The sequence below is a fragment of the Pseudomonas sp. PI1 genome (assembly GCF_000812405.1).
GTDB lineage: Bacteria > Pseudomonadota > Gammaproteobacteria > Pseudomonadales > Pseudomonadaceae > Pseudomonas > Pseudomonas citronellolis.
Genome location: NZ_JWMC01000064.1, coordinates 39,486 through 60,220 on the forward strand (window position 1 = coordinate 39,486; position 20,735 = coordinate 60,220).

Here is a 20,735-nt window from a genome sequence, read left to right on the forward strand (position 1 = left end):
GTCCATGGACATGCAGACAGCGGCACTCGATGCCAAGCGCTTTCGCCGGGTGATGGGCAAGTTCGCCACCGGCGTCACCGTCATCACCTACCAGCACGAGGGGCAGCCGGCGGGCATGACCGCCAACGCCTTCATGTCGCTCTCGGTGGACCCGCCGATGGTGCTGGTGTCGATCCGCAAGGAGTCGCGCTTCGCCGGCAGCGTGAAGCCCGGCGACGGCTTCGGCATCGCCTTCCTGCGCGAGGAGCACGAGGCGCTGAGCCGGCACTTCGGCGGCCGCCCGGATGCGGCGTGCCAGGTCGCCTTCGGCGAGCACCGCGGCACCCCGCTGCTGCAGGGCGCGCTGGTGCAGCTGGCGGTGCGCGCCAACGCGGTGTACCCCGGCGGCGATCACCTGATCTACACGGCCGACGTCGAGGCCATCGAGGAGTCCGATGGCCGCCCGCTGCTGTTCTTCTCCGGCGCCTACAAGCAGTTGCATGCCCTGGACCCCAGCCACTGCTGGCACGACTTCGGCTGAGCCACCTTTCCTTCACGAACGACAACAAGAGTGCACAAACATGATCAGCGTGCGCGACATCGCTTACGTCCGCTACCAGGTCCCGGACCTGGACGCCCAGGCCGCGTTCCTCGAGGACTTCGGCATGCGCCGACAGCGCAGGACCGACACCGCCCTGTACATGGGCTCCTACACCGGCGGCTACCCGCTGCACATCTCCCAGCTGGGCCCGCGCCAGGCCCTGGGCATCGGCTTCATCGCCCAGGAACTGGCAGACCTGCAGCGCATCGCCGCCGAGTTCGGCACCCAGGTGCGTGACAACGACGAACTGGGCGCCGGCTCCATCGTCACCCTCGCCGACCCCGACGGCTTCCGCGTCGACCTGCTGCACGGCGGCGAAGTGGTCCAGGCCGCCCCCACCCGCGCCGCGCTGCGCCTGAACAACGCCCAGCAGCGCCCGCGCCTGGGCCAGGCCGCGCGGGTGCCGGCCGGCCCCTCGCACGTCATGCGCCTGGGCCACGTGGTGCTCAAGACCGTCGACTTCCCGGCCATGATGGACTTCTACCAGAAGGTGCTGGGCCTGCGGATTTCCGACAGCTACTACGCGCAGGCGCCGGAAAACATGGTCGCCGCCTTCCTGCATTGCGGCCTGGGCGAGCGCTACACCGATCACCACACCGTGGCGCTGATCAACATCGGCAGCCAGGAGCGCGACTTCGACCACAGCGCCTTCGAGGTGCTGGACTGGGACGACCTGGTGCGCGGCAACCAGCACCTGGCGGCCCGTGAGCGCCAGCACGCCTGGGGCATCGGCCGGCACATCCAGGGCAGCCAGGTGTTCGACTACTGGCGCGACCCCTTCGGCAACAAGATCGAGCACTGGACCGACGGCGACCTGGTCAACGACGCCACGCCCACCACCCACGAGCCGCTCACGCCGGACGCCTTCGCGCAATGGGCACCGCCGCTGTCGCCGGACTTCCTGAACTGAGCCGTCCCCACCCCAGCCCCGCCCCGGCCAGCGCCCGGGGCGGCAACGCACAAGAGGAAACCCCATGAAACTCGCACGCTACAGCCACAACGGCCGCACCTCCCTGGGCAAGGTCGAGGGCCGGTACCTGATCGACCTGTCCGAAGTGCTGCCCGCCGGCGCCCGCGACGTCGCCGACATCCTCGCCTCGCCCGCGGCCCTGGAAGCCGCGCGCACCCTGCAGGGCCACGCCGGCAACCGCCTGGCGCTGGAAGAGGTGCGCCTGGGCGCGCCCATCCTGCGGCCGTCCAAGTTCATGGCCCTGGGCATGAACTACAAGGACCACGAAGCCGAAGCGCGCCGCGCCGGCGTGCCCATCCCCACCTCCCAGGTGTGGTTCAGCAAGCAGGTGTCCTGCATCACCGGCCCGTTCGACGACGTGCACTACCCCGCCGTGTGCGAGCGCATGGACTACGAGGCCGAGCTGGGCGTGGTGATCGGCAAGCCGGGGCGCTACATCGATGAGGAACAGGCCCTGGAACACGTCGCCGGCTACTTCGTGGCCAACGACGTCAGCGCCCGCGACTGGCAGGCCAAGAGCCCGACCTGGACGCTCGGCAAGTCCTTCGACACCCACGGCCCGATCGGCCCGTGGATCGTCACCGCCGACGAGATCGCCGACCCGCAGGCGCTGAACATCCGCCTGCAGGTCAACGGCGAGACGCGCCAGGAATCCTCCACTTCGAAGATGACCTACAGCGTCGCCAAGCAGATCGCCTACCTCAGCCAGGTGATGACCCTGCAACCCGGCGACATCCTGATCACCGGCACCCCGGCCGGCATCGGCCTGGCCATGGACCCGCCGCGCTTCCTCGCCGTCGGCGACGTGATGCGCGTGGAGATCGACGGCATCGGCCACATCGAGAACCGCGTGGTCGCCGAACCGCGCTGACCTCGCCCCGCCCCCGCGCAGCCACGAGCCGCGCGGGGTTCCCTTCATCCAGCCTTAGGCGCTGGAACCCGCTACCAACGGCCGGTGCGCCACCCGCCCGGCCGCTTCCCCGGCAACGCCCAGGCCGAGCAGGAAGAACTCCACAGCGCCTTCGATGGCGCTGGCCTGCCGCTCGCCTTCGAGAATCTGCCGCAACAGGTAGAGGCAGCCGCCGATGATGCAATCGGCCGCGGCCTGCGCGTCGGCAATGGCGAACGATCCCTGCTGCGCGCCGCTGCGCAGGTCCCGCAGCAGCCGGCTGCCGAGGGTGGCGCCGAGGTCGTTGATGCTGTGCGCCGAGTGGATGAAGAACCAGCCCCACACCGGGTCGTGCAGCGCATGGTGCAGCGTCCTGCGGATGTTGTGGCCGACCTGCTCGACGATGTCGCGGCTGTTCGCGGCCTCGGCGTCCAGCAGGTCCGCCAGGGCCAGGGCGTCCTCGATGAACACCGCGCGGGCGATCGCTTCCTTGCTGCTGAAGTAGTTGTAGAACGAGCCCAGCGACAGCTCGGCGCGCTCGGTGATCTCGCCGATGGCGGTGGCCTCGATGCCCTGCCGGCCCATGACCTCGCGCGCCGCGCGGATCAGCTTGGCGCGGGTGCGCGAACGCGCCTTGGCGTTGCGCGTGGCCGCGCCGGCATCCGCTTGGGGCGCGGGCGCCCCGGGCTGGTTGTGTGGCTTTCTGCTCGACATGCGCCGTCCTTCGATCACGCCCTTGCGCTCCGCGGGGCGGAGCTTTGCGAAGGCGTACTCTACAGCAGTGGCCCGGCCGAGCGCTGGTCGGCCGCGGCGCTCGGCCGACCGGGCCTCAGCTGGCGCCCTGGGGCGTGGCCTCGCTTAGCGCGGCGCTCTGCCGGTGGGCATCGGCGGCGTAGGTGCGCGCCCCCATCAGCAGCGCCAGCATGCACAGCAGCAGCGACACCGGGATCAGCAACATGGCGTCGTGCAGGCCCAGGGCGCGGAACTCCTCGCGCATCTGCCCGGTGCCGGCGGCGAGCATCGCCAGGTGCGAGAAGTGGTCGGAGAGCAGGCCCACCACGATCGGCCCCAGGCCGCCGCCGAGCAGGTAGAGGAAGATGAAGTACAGGGCCATCGCGGTGGCCCGCAGGCGCGGCTCGATGACGTCCTGGATCGCCGTGTAGACGCAGGTGAAGAAGGCGTAGGAGAACAGCCAGCCGACGCCGAACACGGCGATGAACAGGCCGGTATCGATGCGCCCGGCGAGCAAGGCGCCGCCGGTGGCCAGCGCGGCCACCAGCATGCTGAAGGCGGCGAACAGCAGGCGCCCGCTGCGGCTGCGCTGGTGCAGGTAGTCGGCGACCCAGCCGCCGGCGGTGAGGCCGATCAGTCCGGTCAGGCCGACGATCAGCCCGGTCGCGATGCCCGCCTGCTCCAGCGGCAGCAGGAAGTAGCGCTGCAGCAGCGGCACCATGAACGAGTTGCAGGCGTAGCTGGCGAAGTTGAACGCCAGCCCGGCGAGGATCAGCCACCAGAAGGTACGGATCGCCAGCACCCGGCGCATGGGGCGCGCCACCGGCGTGCTGTCGGCAACCACGCCGTCGGCCGCGCCACGTGCCGGCTCGCGGATGCGCAGGGTGAAGAACGCCAGCAGCAGCCCCGGCACCGCGGCGATGAAGAAAGGCGCGCGCCAGCTGTCGAAGGCCTTGACGATGGCGCCGGTGGTGAAGAACGCCAGGATCAGCCCCAGCGGCAGGCCGAGCATGAAGATGCCCATGGCGCGGGCGCGCTTGTGGGCCGGGAACAGGTCGCCGATCAGCGAGCTGGCGGCCGGCCCGTAGCTGGCCTCGCCGACACCGATGCCCATGCGGATGAGCAGGAAGCTGGTGTAGTTCCAGGCCAGCCCGTTGAGCGCGGTCAGCCCGCTCCAGGTGGCCAGGCCCCAACCCATGATGCGGCTGCGCGAGCCGCGGTCGGCCATGCGCCCCAGGGGCAGGCCGGCGATGGCGTAGACCAGGGTGAACACGGTGCCGGCCAGGCCCAGCTGGAAGTCGCTGAGGTTCCACTCGTGGCGGATCGGCTCGACCAGGATCGCCGGGATGGTGCGGTCGAAGAAATTGAACAGGTTGGCGAGGAAAAGCAGGAAGAGGATGCGCCAGGCATTGTCCGCCTGCTGGCTGTGCTGCTGCATGGTGTTTCCCTTGTTCTTGTTGTCATGGACACCGGCACGCCGGGCTTCAGCGCGGCAAGGCCGCGGAGCCCGCCGCCGGGTGGCCGAGTTGCCGGGACAGTTCGGCGGCGGCCGCGAGCAGGCGCCGGGGCACCTCGCCCTCCCAGTCTGCACCCAGGCGTGCCGGGCTGCCTGCCAAGGTCAACGCCATGATCATGTCACCATTCGTGTCGCGAATGGGTGCGCTGAAAGTATTCACCGCGGTTTTGTGCAAACGCGCCGGCGCCGGCCCCAGCTCGCGGGCCAGGCCGCGCCGGCGCACCTCGTCGAGGGCCGCGCGGAACTGCTCGCGGCGTGCATCGAGGTCCTGCCCAGGCTCGGCGAACTGGCGCAGTTCCTCCTCGATGAAGGGCGTGGTCCAGGCCTCCGGCAGGAAGGCGGCGAAGGCCTGGCCGGTGGCCGAGCGGGTGACCGGCATGACCAGGCCGCTGACCAGGTGCTCGCTGACCGGCTGGCGCGACGCCTCCCAGTGCAGCGCCACCGGCCCGCGGTTGCCCCAGGCCGCCAGGCACAGGCTGTGCTCGCCCAGGCTCGCGGCCAGCTCCGGCAGCGCCGCGACGACGTTGCGCAGGGCCTGCGGCGGCAAGGCCGGGGCCTGTTCGAACTGCAGGTAGGAAGCCTCCAGGTCCCAGGAATTCGCGAGCATGTAGCGGCCGCCGGCGAAGGCCAGCGGCCGGCGGTTGGCGTGGCCGATGCGCAGCACCCGGCCGATGTAGATCAGGTGGTCGCCGCTGGGATAGGCGGCCACCTGCTCGCATTCCAGGTGCGCCGCCGCGCCGGCCAGCACCGGCGCGCCGCCGTGGCCGTCGTGGTGCTCGACGCCGTTGAACTTATCCTCGCGGGACTTGGCGAAGTGCCCGGAAAGCGCCACCTGGTCGTGGGCCAGGATGTTCACCGCGAAATGCCGGCTGTCGCGGAAGGCCTCGAAGCTGCGCGAGGTCAGCGCCTGGCTCCAGAGCACCAGCGGCGGGTCGAGGGACACCGAGCTGAAGGAGTTGGCGGTGACGCCGTGGGCCACGCCCCGGGCGTCGCGGGTGGTGACCACGGTGACGCCGGTGACGAAGGTGCCGAGGACGTCGCGCAGTTGCCGCTGGTCGAAGGGAGCGACGGAGAGAGTCATGTCGTCATACCTGCAAGGGGCCGCGCCGGGCGGCCGCGAGATCGAAGAGGAAAGCCGCGGCTCAGCGCGGAACCGTGAGGCCGACGGCGACGTGGTCCCAGGTGTCGGCGGTCAGCCCGGCTTCGCGCAGGGGGACCTTGAGCACCTTGCCGGTGGGCGTGCGCGGCAGCACCTGCACCACGCGGTAGTAGCGCGGCACCATGAAGCGCGGCAGTTGCCGCACGCAGTGCTGGAACAGCGCGCTGAAGTCCAGCGCCTGCGGGGCGTGGTGCTCCACCACCACCATCACCTCGTCCTCGCCCAGGTCCGAGCGCACGCCGATGGCCGCCGCGTCCACCACCCCGGGGAAGGCCGCCAGGGCGCGCTCCAGCTCCATCGAGGAGATGTTCTCGCCGCGCCGGCGCAGCGAGTCGGACTTGCGGTCGTGGAAGTAGAAGAAGCCGTCCTCGTCCATCGAGCCCAGGTCGCCGGTGTGCCACCACAGGCCGGCCATCTTCTCCAGGGTCGCGGTCGGGTTGCGGTGGTAGTGGCTGAGCATGATGTGCGGCAGCCGCGGGCGGTAGACGATCTCGCCGACCTGGCCGGGCGCCAGGCGGTTGCCCTGCTCGTCGTGGATTTCCAGGATCGACGAGGCGGTCGGCTTGCCCAGCGAGCCGACCTTGCGGCCCTGGCGCGGGTTGTACAGGACGTTCTTGATCTCGGTCTGGCCGTAGCCTTCGAGCACGTGCACGCCGAAGCGCGCCTCGAAGCGGTAGAGCACCTCGGCTGGCGCGGGCGCGGCGAACACCAGTTGCACGTCGTGCTCGCGGTCGCGCGGCGACGGCGGCGTGGACAGCAGCATGTGCAGCATCGAGCCCAGGGCGTTGAACTGGGTGGCGCGGGCTTCACGCACCTCGTTCCACAGGTTGCTGACGCTGAAGCGCGGCGACAGGATGATGCAGGCGCCGGCGTAGATGGCCGCGGCGCAGGTGGTCACCTGGGCCATGCCGTGGAACAGCGGCATGCAGGTGTACAGCCGGTCGCGCGGGGTGAGGCCGAAGGCCTGGGCGGTCTCCCGCGCCATGATCACGCCCTGCAGGTGCGGCGCGACCACGCCCTTGCTCTTGCCGGTGGTGCCGGAGGTGAAGCTGATGGCGCCGATGTCGTGGTATTCCACGCGGGGGAACTGCGGCGCGTCGCTGGCGCCGGCGAGCAGCTCGGCCCAGGACAGCACCCGCAGCCCCGGCGCGTCGATGCCTGGCGCTTCGTCGCCGAGGTAGACCAGGGTGCGCAGCGTCGGCGGCAGTTCGTCGAGCTGGGCCACGGCCTGGGCCAGGCGCGAGTCGGTAATGAGTATCTGCACCCCGGAATGCTCCAGGGCGTAGTGCAGGAACTCGCCCTTGTAGGCGTTGTTGATCGACACGTTGACCAGCCCGGCGCGGGACGAGCCGAGGGTGGTGAACAGGTATTCCGGACGGTTGCCGAGGAACACGCCCAGCACGTCGCCCTTGCCCAGGCCCTGCGCCATCAGCGCCGAGCCGAGCCGGTCGGCCTCGCGGTTCAGCTCGGCATAGCTGTACTCGCGGCCCTCGAACAGCAGCGCCGGGTTGTCCGGCGCCTGCCGGGCGCGCCGGGCCAGCAGGCCGGTCAGGGTGCCGCCGCCAAGGTCCTCTAAGTCATGCACGTTCATGGATTCGCCTCTTGTTGTTATGGTGGCCCGGCATACCGGGCACATGTTTCGTGGGCTACCGGCCGGCGGCGCTCTGTGGCGCCTGGCGGCCGGGCACGCAGGCCCTGTGTTCTATCGCCTGGCCCAGTCGAAGGTACCCTGGGCCTTGCGGAAGGCTTCCAGCTCGGCCTGGTCCAGCGGTACCTTGCCGACGCGCCGGGTGAAACCCTTCTCGCCTGCGCCGAGGATAGCGTCCAGCCAGTTCGCCGTGTCGATCAGCGCGCCCAGGTCCAGCCCGGTGTCCACGCCCATCAGCTCCAGCAATTGCACCGCGTCCTCGGTGCAGACGCCACCCACCGAGGCCCCCGGCGCCGCCGGATGGCCGCCGGAACCGGCCAGGGCGGTATCGATGTTGGCCACGCCCAGGCGCGCCAGCTCGGCGACGTTGGCCACGCCCATGCCGCGGCTGTCGTGGACCTGCACGTTGAGCCGGTCGATGCCGGTGAGCCCGGCGGCGAACTCGACCATGGCGCGCACCTGCGGCGGCGCCGCGTAGCCGCAGGAGTCGGCCAGGATCCAGTGCTCGACGCCCATGGCCAGCAGGCGCTCGGCCAGCGGCCGCACGCTGGCCGGGCCGCGCGGCAGGCCGATGGGCCCGCCGAAGGCGGCGATGATATAGGTGCCCAGGCCGGTGCCGGTGCCCTCGGCCAGCTCGCGCATCTTCTCAAGCTCAAGCAGGGAATCGTCGATGGAGCGGCCGATGTTGGCGCGGGCGAAGGCTTCGTCGGCGGCCAGCAGGAACCAGGCGACGTGGGCGCCGGCGTCGATGGCGCGCTTGAGGCCGGTGAGGTTGCCCACGCAGCACTCCAGCGACAGCCCCTCGCGGCGCTGCACGCCGGCGAACACCTGCTCGGCGTCGGCCAGCCCGGGCACCAGCTTCGGGTGGACGAAGGACGACACCTCGATGGCGCGCATCCCGGCCGCGCTCAGGCGGTCGACCAGCTCGATCTTCTGCGCGGTGCTCGCCGGCCGTGCCTGGAAGGCCAGGCGCGGCGAGATGTCGCGAAGGCGCACCGGCTTCATTGCAGCTCCTGCTTGACGCGCACCAGGAAGTCCTTCAGCGACGGTTCCCACAGGCCATCGGCGCCGCCGGTGAAGAGGAAGGCGCCGATGCCCAGGGCGTGGTACTGCTTGAGGGTGGCCATGACGCGGTCCGGGGTGCCGACCAGCGCCGCCGAGTTGGCGAAGCCGCCGAGCAGCTTGACCAGTCCGCTCCAGAAGCAGTCGTCGTGGACGTCGGCGTTGGTCAGCGACAACTGGCGTTCGCGCCCCACCGAGGTGTCGCCGGCGCTGGAGCGGGCGAAGCGGTTGCTGCCCTGGGCGGCGAGGATGGTGTCCTCGGCGGCGTGGGCGGCGGCCCAGGCGGCCTCGTCGGTTTCGCCCAGGAACAGCCGCAGGCTCAGCGAGAATTCCGGCTTGCGCCCATGCTTCTCGGCGGCGGCGAGCACCCGCTCGATACGCTCGCGGGTGCCGGCCAGGGGCTCGCCCCAGAGCATGTAGGTATCGGCATGGCGGGCGCCGAATTCGATGGCCGCGTCGCTGTCACCGCCCATGAACACCGGCACGTGGTTCTTCAGCGGACGCAGCAGCTGGCGCACGGCCTCGGCGCGGTAGAACTCACCCTGGTAGTCGAAGGACTTCGGCTCGCTCCAGCAGCGCTTCATCACTTCCACGTACTCGCCGGCGCGCTCGTAGCGAGTGGCCTTGTCGGCGTAGTCGCCCTCGCGGTGCACATCCTTGTCCGAGGAGCCGGTGACGAAGTTGATCGCCAGGCGCGCGCCGGACATCACGTCCATGGTGGCGAAGCAGCGCGCCGCGGCGGCCGGGTGCATGACCCCCGGGCGGTGGGCGACGATCAGCTTGACGCGGCTGCTTTCGGCGAACAGCAGCGGCGAAGTCACCAGGTTGTGCGGCCACAGGGACGAATAGCCGCAGAGTACGTAGTCGATGACCTCCGCCGCCTCCCATTTGCGCGCCTGGCGCGCCAGTGCCTCGGGGCTGGGGACGTTGTTCTCGAAGGGACTGTCCACGGTGAATATCTTGACCATCTGCTGCCGTTCCTCGTTGTTGTTATGGGGCATCGCCGCCACGGGGAGCGGCGATGAGCTTGAGGCGACTATAGGGCGCGGCCGCGGGGCTCCATAGGACAGGCCACGACGGACAGGGGACCGAAGACGACAGACTGGAAGGTTCTCGATGCAGGGTATGGCAGGCAAATGAAAACGCCGTTTCCCAGGGGTGGGAAACGGCGTTTGTGCGCTGCTTTTCGTAGGATGGGTTGAGCCTTGGCGAAACCCATGCGGTCGTGACGATGGGTATCGCTTCGCTCAACCCATCCTACGTTGGTGTTTTTCCTGCAGTGTAGGAGCGAGCTTGCTCGAGAAAGGTGTTCGCCGGTGGTTGTGGTGTGCTGGATGGACTCCGCCCCTCTCCCCAGCCCTCTCCCTAAAGGGAGAGGGGGCTGTCCTGAGCGGATTTGGGGCTTGGTGTCATCCTGGAACAACGGAGGTTTCAAGAGCGAAAGGAGTATCAGGATAACTGCTGACTTCCCGCACACACCGAACGGCCCCCTCTCCCTTCAGGGAGAGGGCTGGGGAGAGGGTTGCGGACGTCAACACCGCTCCAGCGCCAAACCATACTCCCCTTCCCTCACCCTCCAGTCCCAGCGACCTTCACCAGAGCCTGATACACCACCTCCTCCACCTCTACCCGCCCCTCCGCCAGCCGCCGCTCACGCTCCGCCGCCGACCGCTCGAACGGCACCCTCACCGGCCTACCTTCCTCCAGCGGACGAGTCGCACGCAGGCTTTCCAGATACTCGCCCACCCTCTGCCGGAACGCCTCGCGCTCGCCGAACAGGCCGGGGTCCACCACCAGCAGGAAGAAGCCGCAATCGCGCAGCCCCTCGGGGGCCGCCGCGGCGCCGCAGAGCATGCCCAGCAGTTGCACCACCAGCGCCAGGCCCGAGCCCTTGTGGCCGCCCCAGACGCTGAAGGCGCCGGCCAGGGCTTCGGCCGGTTCGCGGGTCGGCTGGCCTTGCCCGTCGAAGGCCAGGCCCGGCGCCAGCCGCTCGCCCAGGCGCAGCTTCAGCAGCACCTCGGCGAGCATCACGCTGGAGGTGCCGATGTCCCAGATCATCGGCGCCGTCGGGGTGGGGAAGCCGAAGGCGATGGGGTTGGTGCCGAAGCGCTTTTCGGTGCCGCCGTGGGGCGCCACTATGTGCCCGCCGCTGCCGGCGATCATGCCGGCGAAGCCGGCGCCGGTGACCTGTTCCAGGTAGTAGGAGAACATCCCCGTGTACCAGGTCTGGCGGGCGCCGACCACGGCCACGCCGCTGTCGCGGGCCTTGGCGATGGCCAGGTCGGTGGCGCGCTGGGCGACCAGGTAGCCGACCTGGTCGCCGCCGTCGATGGCCGCCGACACCGCGCTTTCCCGCTCGATGCGGATCGGCCGCGGCGGCGTGGGGCTGGCGGCGATCCGCTCGATGATCGACAGCGCCCGCGGCAGGCCGCCATAGGACAGCCCGCGCAGTTCGCAGTCGATCAGGTGGTCGGCGATCACCCTCGCCTCTTCGGCGCTGTGGCCGCAACCGCGCATGCCGGCTTCGGCCAGTTCGCGGGCCTGCTGGATACTCAGAAACATATCGCCTCCCTTAGCGCACGCCGTCGTTGCGCAGTGCTGCGGTGCTGAAGTCACTGGAAGAAAGCTCGATCCCGTATTGCACAGGCGCCTTTTCCTCGTTGCCCAGGCCGATGGCGATGTAGCGCCCGGCGATCAGGTCATACAAGGCTTCCAGGGCGTACACCGGGATCTGCTTGTCGTACTGCTGGTACAACTGCGCCTCGCCCACCCGCCAGAGCTGGCCGCGGCCGTCGTAGAGCTCCGACTCGGCGATCTGCCAGCTGTCCTCGTCGAGGTAGAAGCGGCGCTTGGCGTAGATGTTGCGCTCGCCGCTCTTCAGGCTCGCTTCCACCACCCACACGCGGTGCAGCTCGTAGCGCGTCAGGTCCTGGTTGATGTGCCCGGGCTTGAGGATGTCGGCGTATTTCAGCTGCGGCGAGGCCAGCCGGTAGTTGTTGTAGGGAATGTAGATTTCCCGCTTGCCCAGCAGCTTCCACTCGTAGCGGTCCGGCGCGCCGTTGAACATGTCCAGGTTGTCCGAGGTGCGCAGGCCGTCGGCGGCGGTGCCGGGGCCGTCGTAGGCGATCTGCGGGGCGCGCCGCACGCGGCGCTGGCCGGCGTTGTAGACCCAGGCCAGGCGCGGCTCCTTGACCTGGTCGATGGTCTCGGCCACCAGCGACACGTTGCCGGCCAGGCGCGCCGGCGCGGTGACCTTCTGCTTGTAGTAGAAGAGCAGGTTGGCCGCCTTGTCCGCCGGCAGGTCGGGCAGGCCGTCGGGCATGGCGATCTCGTCCTCGAAGTTGACCAGGCTGTATTCGCCGTTGGTCTGCGGCGCCGCCTGCACGATGGAGCGCCGCAAGGTGCCGCCGCGGTAGCGGGTGATGTGGTTCCAGATCACCTCCAGGCCGTTGTGCGGGATGGGGAAGGCGTAATAGCGGCTGTCGGTGAAATCGGCCAGGCCGCTGCCGCCCTCCACCAGCCTGGTGCGCTGGGCGCTGACCTTGGCCAGGTCGTAGATCTTCTGCGGCAGCGCCGCGCTGCGGTGGCTGCTGTACACCGGGATGCGGTAGCTGTCCGGGTAGCGCTGGAACAGCGCCAGCTGGCCCTCGGTGAGTTTGCCGCGGTACTGCTGCAGGTTCTGCGCGGTGATCACGAACAGCGGCTTCTCGCCGGCATAGGGGTCGCCGACGAAGCCGCCGGCGGCGATCGGCGCGGCATCGGTCGGCAGGCCGCCGGTCCACGCCGGGATGCTGCCGTCGGCGTTGCCGGCCTTCTCCGCGCCCAGCGGGGTGAGGCTGCTACCGAGTTTGGCGGCCTCGTCGGGGGTGGCCGCGGCCAGCACGCTGGTGGCCAGCAGGGAAAGGGTCAGGGAAGCGAACCATCGGGTTGTTGCACGCATCTGTGGCTCCTCAGAAGTTCACGCCGAAGCTGAGCGCGAGGAAGTCGCGATCGCCCTGGGTGTTGTACTTGCCGTCGAAGAAGTTGGTATAGGAAAGGCTGGCCGTGTAGGTATTCAGGTAGTCCGCGTCCAGGCCGACGCTGGCGGCCTTGGCGCCCTGGTTGAACTGCCCGTTGGGGCCGTAGCCGTCGACGTCCTGGGACCAGGCCAGGTTGGGCTTGAGGTTCACCCCGGCGAACACGTTGTTGTAGTCCCACAGCGCGCGCACGCGGTAACCCCAGGAGTCGCGGGTGACGAAGCCTGCGGTGCCGAACTCGGCGCGCTGCGCCGGGTCGTCGACGCTGCCGAAGTTGGGGTCGCGGCCGTAGCGCAGGTCGTGAGTGCTCTCCAGGCCGCCGACGTGGTCGTAGGCCACCTCGCCCACCAGGGTCAGGCGCTCGGCGCCCATCACCTGGTCGAAGAAGTGGGTGAAGGTGGTCTGCAGTTGGGTGATCTCCTTGCGCCGGTAGCCCTGGTTGTAGGCGCCCTCGCTGGTGGGGATGGTTGGCGAGGCGAGGCCACCGCTGATGGGGTTGAGCAGCGCCCGCGGCAGGTCGGTGGTGTTGATCTGCAGCGGCGCGTTGGGCCGGTAGCTGATCTCGCCGCTCCAGGCGGTGCCGGTGGGCAGCGTGGTGGAGAAGCTCAGGCCGTAGAGGCGGATGTTTTCCGGGTATTCCAGGAAATACTGGCCGGTGCCCAGCGCGGCGCTCTGCAGCAGGCCGCCGGCCAGGGGCCCTGCGGCAGCGTTGAAGGCCGGGTTGGCGGCCACCGCGAGCAGGCCGCTGGGCGTCCGGGTGGAGAGGAACGGCGAGCGACTGTGGTAGTTGATGAAGTAGCCGCCGTATTCGACGTTCTCGGTCTGCCAGCGCAGGGCCAGGCCCCACTGCCCGGAGTCGCGCGCCTCGCGGTCCTTGCCGCGGGGGATGGCGACGCCCTCGGCGTCGACGTCGAAGCCGATGCCGAAGGCCCGCGCCAGGGGCTCCAGGGGCGCGATGGCCGGCGAGCCGACGCGGTTGTTGTCGTTGCAGCCCTTGGCCACCACATCGGAGCTGGAGAAGAAGGTGCCGCAGTTGTCGACCACGGTCTTCTGCCATTCCAGCTGGTAGAAGCCGTCGACGCTCAGCGAGTCGCCGAGGCTCTGCGACAGCGAGAGCATGTTCACCGGGATCAGCGCTTCCTTGACCTCGGCGCCGGGGCGGCGCAGGGCGGAAACGTCCACCGGGTTGATGGCGTTGATGCCGTTGGCGATGAAGGTGCTCTCGCCCCAGCTCACCACCTGCTTGCCCAGGCGCACCGCGCCGGGCTGCCCGCCGATGTCGTAGTTGCGGTAGACGAAGGCGTCGAGGATTTCGCCGCCGGAGGCCTTGGCGCCCTCGTCGCGGCCGTGGTCGTCGATGTCCTTCCAGGGCCGGTTTTCGTCCTTGAGTTCGAAGTCGTACCAGTAGCGGCCGCGCAGCAGCGCACCGTAGTCGCCGTACTTCAGTTCCAGGTCGTGGATGCCCTTGAAGATCTTCGAGAAGGTTTCGCCGCGCTTGAAGTTGAGGCGGCCATCGTCGCCGGTGGCGGTCGGGCCGCGCCCGCCGTTGTTGATGCCGACCAGGTTCCTGTCGATTTTCGAGGTCCCCCAGCTGGCGCCGAAGGAAAGCGAGGAGTCGAGCTGGCCTTCGATCTCGCCGAGGGTGAAGTTGTAGGCATGGGCGGGGGCGGCCAATCCCAGTACGACCGAGAAGGTCAGTACCTGCGACGCAAGGTTGGCCTGCCGATTTATTCTTGTCATTCGGCGCTCCTGAGGCTGGGCCTCTTATTGTTCTGGCACCGCCCGCCTGGCCGGCGGGGGTGTGGCAGAACGATAGGGCCAGGCCCGGGGCGCAACTAGGACCGCCCGCGACGCCCAGGGGACCGAAGACGACAGTCGAAGGCGGTCGCTGCCAGCCGGGCCCTCAGCCCTTCTGCGAACGCCGGAAGACGCTGGGCGACATGCCGGCCCAGCGGCTGAAAGCCCGGGTGAAGGCGCGCCGTTCGGAGAAACCGAGGCGTTCGCTGATGCTGTCCAGGTCCAGGTCGGTTTCGCGCAGCAGCTTGCTGGCCTGGCGGAAGCGCAGGCGCGCCTGCAGCGCGGCGAAGCTCTCGCCCTCGCTCTGCAGGCGCCGCTGCAGGGTGCGCACCTGCATGCCGAGTTCCTCGGCGCTGCCCTCGATGCCCAGGCTGAGCAAGGCCGGGCGCTCGCCGAAGAGCCGTTCCAGCTGGCCGCTGATGCCCACCTGCGAGGTCAGCCGGGAAACCCGTTGCTCGATGCTCACCTCGGCCTGCCGATGCAGTTCGGGCAAGGCGCCGAACAGCGGCTGGTCGAGCAGTTCGCGGGGCAGCACGATGGCGTTGCAGGGCTGCTCGAAACGCACTTCGGCAGCGAAGTGGCGGGCATAGAGTTCGCCATACTCCGGCGCGGCATGGCGCACCAGCACGCGTTCCACGGCGTTGCGGCCGATCAGCGTGCGGGTGAAGCGCAGCATCGAAGCCAGCCAGGCCTCGGTGAAGTAGCGCGTCGGCGCCGGCCAGGCCTGGTAGTCGCCCAGGTCGATGCGCAGCTGGGCGTAGCGGCTGCTTTCGTGCAGGGTCATGCGCAGGCTCTGGCTCATCAGCTCGCTGACCCAGTCCAGCGCGCGCAGCGCCTTGCGCAGCGTGGTGCAGGTGGCCAGGTAGGTCTCGATCTCGGGGATCGAGCCGAAGGCGAAGGACTCGCCGAAGACGAAGGGGAAATGCTCGCCACGCGCCCTGGCCGCCTCGGAGCGGGCGACGCAGGCCTCGATCAGCCGGCTGGACTGGGCCAGGCTGATGCTGACCTCGTTGAGGCGGATGCCATCCACCCGCACGCCGATCTCGCGGAGGATGGGGTCGATGGCGAAACCGCAGCGCGCCGCTGCCTGGATCCAGCTGGGCAGCGGTACGAAAGCGATCTTTTCCTGCGGCGAAACAGGCCGGGAGGGCCTGGCGGCGGGCGGTGCGGAGGGACTCTTGGGCATGCCGCCCATACTATCGGAGTCACTCGGGGCAAACCAGAATCCCCCGCGCCAGAGCCCTCCCCCGCGCCGCGTCAGCTGCGCCAGGCGCCTTCGGCCTGGTTGGGCCCGGTATCGGCCAGCGCGGCGCGCAGGCCGGCGCTGTCCAGGCGCCGGCAGTAGGCCGGGCGGGCACGTTCGAAACGCCAGCCCTCGGCCAGGGGGCCGGCGTCGACCACGTCGTAGCCGAAGCGCTCGTGCAGTTCAGCGGCCGCCTGCTTGGCCTGCGCATCGTCCCCGGCGATCGGCAGCGCGCGGCGGTCGGCGGCGCCGGCGGGCCGCGCGTCGGCGACCAGGTCGCGTTCGAGGATGGCGTTGAAGGCCTTGACCACGCGGGCGCCTTGCAGGTGCTGCGCCAGCAGTTCGCTGGTGGTGGTCGCCTGGCTGTCCAGCTCGGCGAACTGGCCGTCGCGCTGCGGGTAGTAGTTGTTGGCGTCCAGCACGATCTTGCCGGCGAAGGCCTGGGCCGGCAGCTCGCGGTAGCGGCCGAAGGGGATCGCCAGCAGCAACAGGTCGCCGAAGCTGGCGGCCTGCTCCACGCTGCCGATCCGGCAGCCCAGGGCGATCATGGTGCTGGTCAATGTGTGCGGGCCACGGGAGTTGCTGAGCATCACCTCGTAGCCGTTCTTCACGCCCAGTTCTGCCAGGGCGCGGCCGATGAAGCCCGCCCCGATGATTCCGATACGCATCGCCTGTCTCCCGTTGTCCATTCTCGGTGGGGGGCGGCTGGCGCTTGCCAGCCAACCCGGAAGCCAGGATGCTATTTGAAACCTGGAGGCGGAAAAATCGGCCTCCGCTTTCAAGTTATGAAACCATTGGTTTTGAATCGCGAGTTTTGAAGCATGGATCGTCTGCAAAGCATGGCGGTATTCGTCAAGGCCGCCGACAGCGGCTCCTTCTCCGCCGCCGGCGCGGCCCTGGGCATGTCCTCGCAGATGGTCGGCAAGCACGTCGGCGCACTGGAGGAGCGCCTGGGCGTCAAGCTGCTCAACCGCACCACCCGCCGGCAGAGCCTCACCGAGGTCGGCCAGCAGTACTACGAACGCTGCAAGCTGGTGCTGGCCGAGGCGGAAGCGGCCGACGCCCTGGCCCTGAACCACAGCGCGGTGCCGCGCGGGCGCCTGCGCATCAGCGCCCCGGTGACCTACGGCACCTACTGCCTGCTGCCGCTGCTCGGCCGCTACCTGCGCGCGCACCCCGAGGTGCAGGTGGAACTGTCGCTCAACGACCGCCTGGTGGACCTGATCGACGACGGCTTCGAGGCGGTCATCCGCATCGGCACCCTGGGCGACTCCAGCCTGGTGGCCCGGCCGCTGGCGCCCTACCGGCTGGTGGCCTGCGCCTCGCCGGACTACCTGGCCGAGTACGGCACGCCACATGCCCCGGCCGAACTGGCCCGGCACCAGTGCCTGGGCTTCACCTTCCAGTCGCCCGCGGCGGCCAGCGACTGGCTGATGCTCGACAGCGAAAGCCTGCAGTACTTCTCCCGCGGCAGCCGCTTCCAGGTCAACGACGCGCGCGCCCAGCGAGCCGCGGCGCGCGACGGCCTGGGCATCCTCCTCGGCGCCGAGGCGATGCTCGCCGAAGACCTGCGCCGGGGCAGCCTGGTGCGGCTGTTCCCCCAGCTGCAGATGCCGGCGCGGCCGGTGCACCTGCTGTACGCCAGCGACCGGCGCATGCCGCCGAAGCTGCGCAGCTTCGTCGACCAGGTAGTGGCGGAGCTTGGCGCCGGCCAGGCCTGAACGCCACGCTGGCGAGCAAGGCGCCACCGCCCTGCCCGCTCACGCGCACAGGGCGGTGACCGGGTTTCAGCGCACCCCGGTGCTGCGCAGCGCCGAGGGGGTGAAGTCGGCCGGCGAGGCCTTGAGGTCGAACTGCACGAAGGTCTTCTCCTCGTTGCTCAGGCCGGTGACGATGTAACGCCCGGCGATCAGGTCGTCGAGTTCCTCGAAGGCGTAGGCCGGCACTTCGCGTTGGTAGTAGGGCATCAGCATGGCGCGGCCGACCCGCCACAGCTGGCCGCGGCCGTCGTAGAGGTCGGACATCGCGATCTGCCAGCTGTCCTCGTCGAGGTAGAAGCGGCGCTTGGCGTAGATGTTGCGCTCGCCGCTCTTCAGCGTCGCCTCCACCACCCACACGCGGTGCAGTTCGTAGCGCGCCAGCTCCGGGTTGGTGTGGCCGGCCTTGAGGATGTCGGCGTACTTCACCGTCGGCGCGGCCAGGCGGAAGTTGTTGTAGGGGATGTACAGCTCCTTCTTGCCGATCAGCTTCCAGTCGTAACGGTCCGGCGCGCCGTTGTACATGTCGAAGTTGTCCGAGGTGCGCAGGCCGTCGGCGGCGGTGCCGGGGCCGTCGTAGGCCACCTGCGGGGCGCGGCGCACGCGGCGCTGGCCGGCGTTGTAGATCCAGGCCATGCGCGGCTGCTTCACCTGGTCGAGGAAGTCGTGCACCAGCAGCACGTTGCCGGCCAGGCGCGCCGGCGCGGTGATCTGCTGCTTGAAGTACAGCAGCGCGTTGGCGGCGGTGTCCGCCGGCAGGTCGGGCATCTTGTCGGGGAAGGCCACCTCGTCCTCGAAGTTGACCAGGCTGTAGCTGCCGTTGACCTGCGGCGCGGCCTGCACGTACAGGCGCCGCAGGTTGCCGCCGCGGTAGCGGGTGATGTGGTTCCACACCACTTCCAGGCCGTCGTGGGGGATGGGGAAGGCGTAGTAGCGGCTGTCGGTGAAGCCTTCCAGGCCGTTGCCGCTGGGGATCAGGCGGGTCTTCCGGGCGCTGACCTTCGCCGCCGCGTAGATCGCCTCGGGCACCGCGTTGGAGCGGTGGCTGGTGTACACCGGCATGCGGTAACTGTCCGGGTAGCGCTGGAACATCGCCAGCTGCCCCTCGGACAGGCGCGCGCGGTACTGCTCGAGGTTCTTCGCGGTGATGGTGAACAGCGGCTGCTCGCCGGCGTAGGGGTCGCCGAGGAAGCCATTGGCGGTCACCGGCGCGGCGTCGGGCTTGAGGCCGCCGGTCCAGGCCGGGATGCTGCCGTCGGCGTTGCCGGCCTTCTCCGCGCCCAGCGGAGTCAGCGAAGTGCCGAGCTTGGCCAGCTCGTCCGGCGTGGCCGCCGCCAGCGCGTGGCCCGCCAGCAGGCTCAGGACCAGGGCGATGCCGTGCAACTGTATCTTGGGCTTGTTCATGCAGGCTCCCTCCTCAGAAGTTCACGCCGAAGCTGAGCGCGACGAAGTCGCGGTCGCTGATGGTGTTGTAATCGCCGCCGAAGAAGTTGGTGTAGGAAAGGCTGGCGGTGTAGGTGTTCTGGTAGTCGGCGTCCAGGCCGATGCTGGCGGCCTTGCTGCCCTCGTTGAACACCGGGCCGTAGCCGTCGACGTCGTGGGACCAGGCCAGGTTGGGCTTGAGGTTGATGCCGGCGATGACGTTGGGGTAGTCCCAGATGGCCCGCGCGCGGTAGCCCCAGGACGACGAGGTGTAGAAGCCGTGGCTGCCGTAGCGGCTGGCCGCCGCCGGGTTCTCCGGCACGCCGTAAACGGCGTCGCGGCCGTAGCGCTCGCCGACGTCGTCGGTCATGCCGCCGACGTAGGTCAGGCCCAGCTCGCCCACCAGGGTCAGGCGCTCGGCGCCCATCACCTGGTCGAAGAACTGGGTGAAGGTGGTCTGCGCCTGGGTGACCTCCTTGCGGATGTAGCCGTGGCTGACCTGCCCGGCCGCCCCCAGCGCGCCGGCCACGCCGCCGCTGGCGAAGCCGCCGGCCACGGTGGTGGCCAGCAACGGGGTGAGGTCGGTGGTGTTGGTCTGCAGCGGCATGTTCGGCCGGTAGCTGATCTCGCCGCTCCAGGCGGTGCCGGTCGGCAGCGTGGTGGAGAAGCTCAGGCCGTACAGGCGGATGTCCTCGGGGTATTCGAGGAAGTAGTTGCCGCGGCCGAGCAGGATCGGCTGGGCCAGCGCCGCGGTGGCCGGGCTGGAAAGCGCCAGCAGGGCATTGCCGATGTCGCCGCGGTTGGCGTTCTGCATGCTGACGATGGGCGTGCGGCTGTGGTAGTTCATGAAGTAGGCGCCGTACTCGGTGTTGTCGCCCAGCCAGCGCAGGGCCAGGCCCCACTGCCCGGAGTCGCGCGCGTCGCGGTCGGCGCCGCGCGGCACCATCAGGCCCTCGGGGGTGACGGTGACGCCCAGGGAGTTGAGCACGGCCTTGGTCGCCGGCGCGTTGAGGCCGGCGACCGAGGCCGGGTCGAGGATGTTGTAGTTGCTCCGGCAGCCGTCGGCGGCCACGTCGGTGGTGGAGAAGAAGGTGCCGCAGTTGTCGATGACGGTCTGGTCCCACTCCAGCTGGTAGAAGGCTTCCATCGACAGCTGGTCGGTCAGGCCCTGGGAGATGAAGGCCATGTTCACCGGGATCAGGCCTTCCTTGATCTCGGCGCCGGGGCGGCGGAAGGCGGCGACGTCGATGGGGTTGATGCTGTTGATCGAGTTGAGGATGAAGGTGCTCTCGCCCCAGCTCACCACCTGCTTGCCCAGGCGCACGCTGCCGGGCTTCTCGGCGATGCTGTAGTTGTAGTAGCCGAAGGCGTCGAGCAGCTGGAAGCCGGAGGACTTGGCGCCCTCCTTGCGGCCGTGGTCGTCGATGTCCTTCCACTGGCGGCTTTCGTCCTTGAGCTCGAAGTCGTACCAGTACTTGCCGCGGGTGAAGACGCCGAAGTCGCCGTACTTCAGCTCCAGGTCGTGGATGCCCTTGAAGATCTTCGAGAAGGTCTCGCCCTTTTTGAAGTTCAGCCGGCCGTCGTCGTTGGTCTGGGTGAAGCCGTGGCCGCCGTTGGCCGCGCCGATCAGGTCCTGCTTGGGACTCTGGGTGCTCCAGCTGGCGCCGATGGACAGCGAGGAGTCGAACTGCCCCTGGATCTCGCCGATGTTGAAATTGACCGCCGAGGCCTCGGCACTGACGCCGACGCCCACCACCACCGCCAGTATCTTCGGGCTGAAGCCGGCGAACCTTATTGTTCTTATCATTTGGCGCTCCTTGATGGATGACTCGATCCACGTCCGCCGCGGCCCGGCCGCGGCGGGGTTGGCATGTACCGCGCGGCCCGCCGGGCCGGCGCGAACCCCTCCCCTCAACCGCCGGTGGCAGCGGCGATCAGGGCGTC

At 69.4% G+C, this 20,735-nt stretch carries 17 protein-coding genes; 4 read left to right on the plus strand and 13 right to left on the minus strand.

The window, feature by feature from the left end; all coding sequences use genetic code 11:
- Positions 1-4 precede the first annotated feature (4 nt).
- From RN02_RS21065 to RN02_RS21075, 3 genes are all read left to right on the plus strand, one after another.
- Positions 5-520 carry a flavin reductase family protein gene (locus RN02_RS21065; RefSeq protein ID WP_009623015.1) on the plus strand — a complete coding sequence of 172 codons (516 nt, stop codon included), beginning with the start codon at positions 5-7 and terminating at the stop codon, positions 518-520.
- A 40-nt stretch (positions 521-560) separates the two neighbouring features.
- Complete coding sequence (locus RN02_RS21070) at positions 561-1,490, plus strand: VOC family protein (protein ID WP_043316500.1); 930 nt, start codon at positions 561-563, stop codon at positions 1,488-1,490.
- Positions 1,491-1,554: 64 nt separating this feature from the next.
- Positions 1,555-2,421 (plus strand): fumarylacetoacetate hydrolase family protein, encoded by an 867-nt coding sequence (locus RN02_RS21075; RefSeq protein ID WP_043316502.1) that lies wholly within the window; start codon positions 1,555-1,557, stop codon positions 2,419-2,421.
- 54 nt (positions 2,422-2,475) lie between these two features.
- Here RN02_RS21075 and RN02_RS31715 read toward each other — a convergent pair whose 3' ends face one another.
- The 11 genes from RN02_RS31715 to RN02_RS21130 all read right to left on the minus strand — a co-directional run bounded on the left by RN02_RS31715 (position 2,476) and on the right by RN02_RS21130 (position 16,280).
- Entirely contained in the window at positions 2,476-3,153 is a 678-nt protein-coding gene (locus tag RN02_RS31715; protein ID WP_052267779.1) for a TetR/AcrR family transcriptional regulator, read from the minus strand.
- Positions 3,154-3,268: 115 nt separating this feature from the next.
- A complete protein-coding gene (locus RN02_RS21085; RefSeq protein ID WP_009623022.1) occupies positions 3,269-4,609 on the minus strand; it encodes a spinster family MFS transporter in 1,341 nt (446 codons plus the stop codon).
- A 46-nt stretch (positions 4,610-4,655) separates the two neighbouring features.
- Entirely contained in the window at positions 4,656-5,768 is a 1,113-nt protein-coding gene (locus RN02_RS32620; RefSeq protein ID WP_043316504.1) for a flavin reductase, read from the minus strand.
- Between the two features lie 61 nt (positions 5,769-5,829).
- Positions 5,830-7,437, minus strand: coding sequence for an AMP-binding protein (locus tag RN02_RS21095; protein ID WP_043272000.1), 1,608 nt, complete (start codon positions 7,435-7,437; stop codon positions 5,830-5,832).
- 111 nt (positions 7,438-7,548) lie between these two features.
- Positions 7,549-8,499 carry a pyruvate carboxyltransferase gene (locus RN02_RS21100; RefSeq protein ID WP_009623025.1) on the minus strand — a complete coding sequence of 317 codons (951 nt, stop codon included), beginning with the start codon at positions 8,497-8,499 and terminating at the stop codon, positions 7,549-7,551.
- The gene (locus RN02_RS21105) at positions 8,496-9,557 is read right to left on the minus strand and encodes an LLM class flavin-dependent oxidoreductase (RefSeq protein ID WP_236695207.1); all 1,062 of its coding nucleotides are present in this window, start codon (positions 9,555-9,557) and stop codon (positions 8,496-8,498) included. The genes RN02_RS21100 and RN02_RS21105 overlap by 4 nt, the downstream gene beginning before the upstream one ends.
- Before the next feature lie 568 nt (positions 9,558-10,125).
- A complete protein-coding gene (locus RN02_RS21110; RefSeq protein WP_043316508.1) occupies positions 10,126-11,118 on the minus strand; it encodes an Ldh family oxidoreductase in 993 nt (330 codons plus the stop codon).
- Positions 11,119-11,128: 10 nt separating this feature from the next.
- On the minus strand, positions 11,129-12,496 hold the full coding sequence (locus tag RN02_RS21115) for a DUF1329 domain-containing protein (protein ID WP_009623028.1): 1,368 nt from the start codon (positions 12,494-12,496) through the stop codon (positions 11,129-11,131).
- Positions 12,497-12,506: 10 nt separating this feature from the next.
- On the minus strand, positions 12,507-14,312 hold the full coding sequence (locus RN02_RS21120; protein ID WP_043316509.1) for a DUF1302 domain-containing protein: 1,806 nt from the start codon (positions 14,310-14,312) through the stop codon (positions 12,507-12,509).
- A gap of 163 nt (positions 14,313-14,475) precedes the next feature.
- A complete protein-coding gene (locus tag RN02_RS31725; protein ID WP_161796256.1) occupies positions 14,476-15,555 on the minus strand; it encodes an AraC family transcriptional regulator in 1,080 nt (359 codons plus the stop codon).
- 71 nt (positions 15,556-15,626) lie between these two features.
- Entirely contained in the window at positions 15,627-16,280 is a 654-nt protein-coding gene (locus tag RN02_RS21130) for an NADPH-dependent F420 reductase (protein WP_009623032.1), read from the minus strand.
- Between the two features lie 153 nt (positions 16,281-16,433).
- On the opposite strand from RN02_RS21130, the gene RN02_RS21135 reads away from it, so the two are divergent.
- The gene (locus RN02_RS21135; protein WP_043316512.1) at positions 16,434-17,333 is read left to right on the plus strand and encodes a LysR family transcriptional regulator; all 900 of its coding nucleotides are present in this window, start codon (positions 16,434-16,436) and stop codon (positions 17,331-17,333) included.
- Between the two features lie 66 nt (positions 17,334-17,399).
- On the opposite strand, the gene RN02_RS21140 is transcribed toward RN02_RS21135, so the two are convergent.
- Both RN02_RS21140 and RN02_RS21145 read right to left on the minus strand, forming a co-directional pair.
- Positions 17,400-18,773, minus strand: coding sequence for a DUF1329 domain-containing protein (locus tag RN02_RS21140; protein ID WP_009623036.1), 1,374 nt, complete (start codon positions 18,771-18,773; stop codon positions 17,400-17,402).
- A gap of 13 nt (positions 18,774-18,786) precedes the next feature.
- Positions 18,787-20,598, minus strand: a complete 1,812-nt coding sequence (locus RN02_RS21145) for a DUF1302 domain-containing protein (RefSeq protein WP_043316513.1) — start codon at positions 20,596-20,598, stop codon at positions 18,787-18,789.
- Positions 20,599-20,735 lie beyond the last annotated feature (137 nt).

What these genes read in the sequence shown, in the direction of transcription:
- RN02_RS21065 (WP_009623015.1), top strand. Translation starts at nt 5, where the DNA reads ATGGACATGCAGACAGCGGCACTCGATGCCAAGCGCTTTCGCCGGGTG.
- RN02_RS21070 (WP_043316500.1), top strand. Translation starts at nt 561, where the DNA reads ATGATCAGCGTGCGCGACATCGCTTACGTCCGCTACCAGGTCCCGGAC.
- RN02_RS21075 (WP_043316502.1), top strand. Translation starts at nt 1,555, where the DNA reads ATGAAACTCGCACGCTACAGCCACAACGGCCGCACCTCCCTGGGCAAG.
- RN02_RS31715 (WP_052267779.1), bottom strand. Translation starts at nt 3,153, where the DNA reads ATGTCGAGCAGAAAGCCACACAACCAGCCCGGGGCGCCCGCGCCCCAA.
- RN02_RS21085 (WP_009623022.1), bottom strand. Translation starts at nt 4,609, where the DNA reads ATGCAGCAGCACAGCCAGCAGGCGGACAATGCCTGGCGCATCCTCTTC.
- RN02_RS32620 (WP_043316504.1), bottom strand. Translation starts at nt 5,768, where the DNA reads ATGACTCTCTCCGTCGCTCCCTTCGACCAGCGGCAACTGCGCGACGTC.
- RN02_RS21095 (WP_043272000.1), bottom strand. Translation starts at nt 7,437, where the DNA reads ATGAACGTGCATGACTTAGAGGACCTTGGCGGCGGCACCCTGACCGGC.
- RN02_RS21100 (WP_009623025.1), bottom strand. Translation starts at nt 8,499, where the DNA reads ATGAAGCCGGTGCGCCTTCGCGACATCTCGCCGCGCCTGGCCTTCCAG.
- RN02_RS21105 (WP_236695207.1), bottom strand. Translation starts at nt 9,557, where the DNA reads ATGCCCCATAACAACAACGAGGAACGGCAGCAGATGGTCAAGATATTC.
- RN02_RS21110 (WP_043316508.1), bottom strand. Translation starts at nt 11,118, where the DNA reads ATGTTTCTGAGTATCCAGCAGGCCCGCGAACTGGCCGAAGCCGGCATG.
- RN02_RS21115 (WP_009623028.1), bottom strand. Translation starts at nt 12,496, where the DNA reads ATGCGTGCAACAACCCGATGGTTCGCTTCCCTGACCCTTTCCCTGCTG.
- RN02_RS21120 (WP_043316509.1), bottom strand. Translation starts at nt 14,312, where the DNA reads ATGACAAGAATAAATCGGCAGGCCAACCTTGCGTCGCAGGTACTGACC.
- RN02_RS31725 (WP_161796256.1), bottom strand. Translation starts at nt 15,555, where the DNA reads ATGCCCAAGAGTCCCTCCGCACCGCCCGCCGCCAGGCCCTCCCGGCCT.
- RN02_RS21130 (WP_009623032.1), bottom strand. Translation starts at nt 16,280, where the DNA reads ATGCGTATCGGAATCATCGGGGCGGGCTTCATCGGCCGCGCCCTGGCA.
- RN02_RS21135 (WP_043316512.1), top strand. Translation starts at nt 16,434, where the DNA reads ATGGATCGTCTGCAAAGCATGGCGGTATTCGTCAAGGCCGCCGACAGC.
- RN02_RS21140 (WP_009623036.1), bottom strand. Translation starts at nt 18,773, where the DNA reads ATGAACAAGCCCAAGATACAGTTGCACGGCATCGCCCTGGTCCTGAGC.
- RN02_RS21145 (WP_043316513.1), bottom strand. Translation starts at nt 20,598, where the DNA reads ATGATAAGAACAATAAGGTTCGCCGGCTTCAGCCCGAAGATACTGGCG.